Consider the following 2,113-nt stretch of genomic DNA (forward strand, 5'->3'; position numbering starts at 1 on the left):
CGCCGATGCTGACCAGCGTATCCGCGCCGACATCGGCGATGGTGACGCTGGCGGCAAAGGTTGCCGCAGTGATATTGAGGCCAGTGATATCCAGCCGGTCCTGGCCGCCCGCCGCAATGGCATCGAAGCTGATGATCAGGTCGTTGCCAAAACCGGCAGCGAACTGGAACACATCGTTGCCGTCAGTGGCGATCATGGTGTCGTTGCCGGCACCCCCCACGACCGTATCGTTACCCGCCGCACCGTTGAGGAAGTCGTTGCCGGCGCCCCCCAGCAAGGTGTCGTTGCCAACGTCACCAAACAGCGTGTCGTTGCCATCGCCCCCCTGCAGCAGATCGACGCCGTTGCCGCCGTCCAGGCTGTCATCGCCCGCCCCGCCGAGCAAGGTGTCGTTGCCGGTATCGCCCAGCAGCGTGTCGTTGCCGTCACCGCCGTCGAGGCTGTCGTCACCGCCACCACCGTTCAGGCGGTCCGCACCCAGGCCGCCGAACAGCTGGTCGTTGCCGGCGTCGCCATTGAGGGTGTCGTTGCCGGCATTGCCGTTGAGGATGTCGTTGCCGCCGTCCCCCCCAAGCGTGTCATTGCCTGCCGCGCCGTTGATGATGTTGGCCAGGCCGTTGCCGATAGCGGTGAAGTTGCCCACCCCGGTATACGTCAGGTTCTCGACGTTGGCAGCCAGGGTGTAGCTGGCCAGTGTGGTACGCACCAGATCGGTACCGGCCCCGGTGGCCTCCACCACCACGTCCCCGGCGTCATCCACCGTGTAGGTGTCATTACCCACGCCACCCACCAGCCGGTCGGCCCCCGCACCGCCGTTGAGCACGTCGTTGCCGGCGCCACCGGTCAGGGTGTTGGCCAGCGCGTTACCGGTACCGGTGAAGGCGCTGCTGCCGGTGTAGGTCAGGTTTTCGACGTTGGCACCCAGGGTGTAGCTGGCCAGGCTGGTCTGCACCAGGTCAGTGCCGCCATTGAGTGCCTCGATGACCGTGTCACCGGTGTTGTCGACCACGAAGGTGTCGTTGCCGGCGCCCCCGTTCATGGCGTCGGCACCCAGCCCGCCGTTGAGTGTGTCGTTGCCGTCCTCGCCATTGAGGATGTCGTTGTCGTCACCGCCGTTGAGGATGTCATTGCCGACACCCCCGAACAGCTGGTCGACGCCGCCCAGGCCATTGAGCGTGTCATTGCCGCCCAGGCCCGAGATCACATCGTCGCCCACCGTACCGGTCAGGGTGTTGGCGGCGTTGGTGCCGGTCAGTACCACGCCCGGCGGAACCACCACGGCTGCTGTCGCCGCCGAGGTCAGCGACTCCAGCGTGCCAAAGCCATCGGTGTAGCGCACGACCACCCGCAGTTGCTGGTTGCCTTGGGCAACGCCCGGGGTGAAGGTCGCCGCGGTTGCACCGACGATATTGCTGAAGGTGCCGCCCGTGCCCTGTTGCCACTGGAAGCTGAAGGCGCCTAGCCCGTCCACGTCGGCTATGCCGGCTGTAAGCGCGGTCAGCGTCTGGCCCCGGTCTGGCGTGGTGTCGCTGATCAGCACGGCACCGGTGGGTGCATCGTTGACGTTGGCCACCGGGTCGAGGATGTCGGAGGCGACGCTTTCGTGTACGCCAAAGTCATCCACGTAGCTGACCACCACGCGCATGTTCTGCCCTACTTGCGCCTGGGTCAGGACAAAGGTGCTGCCGATGGCCCCGGCGATGTTGACCCAGCCAACCCCCCGGTTGGACTGCCACTGGAAACTGAACTGCGGGTTGCTAAGGCCGTCGGCATCGACAATGGTCGCGGGGTTGGCGGTAAGCGTCTGGTTCTGCACCAGCAGCCCGGTCACGGCCGGCCCGGCACTTGGCGCGCTGTTTGGCGACGAATCGACGATTTCCAGCGTGCCCTTGGCGTCCTGGTACACCGCGCGAACGCGGATGCTCAGCCCGGCCACATCATCGGTAACCCGGTAGGTGCTGCCGATGGCCCGCGACACTTCACCTGCGGCAACGAAGGTGATGTCTTCATACACCCCGGAACCCGGCAGTTGCTCGACCTGCCAGTAATAGGCTACCGGGCCGGTGACCGCACCGCTGGGGTTGGCCGCGCTGGCGTTGTCCGCGTCATGCAC

1 pseudogene is annotated in these 2,113 nt (G+C 65.9%); it reads right to left on the minus strand.

What is annotated here, in order from left to right:
• Nucleotides 1–2,113 (minus strand): annotated as a pseudogene (locus HP546_RS29530) (calcium-binding protein); the annotation flags it as partial.

This window comes from Pseudomonas sp. CM25, assembly GCF_013179705.1.
Lineage (GTDB): Bacteria > Pseudomonadota > Gammaproteobacteria > Pseudomonadales > Pseudomonadaceae > Aquipseudomonas.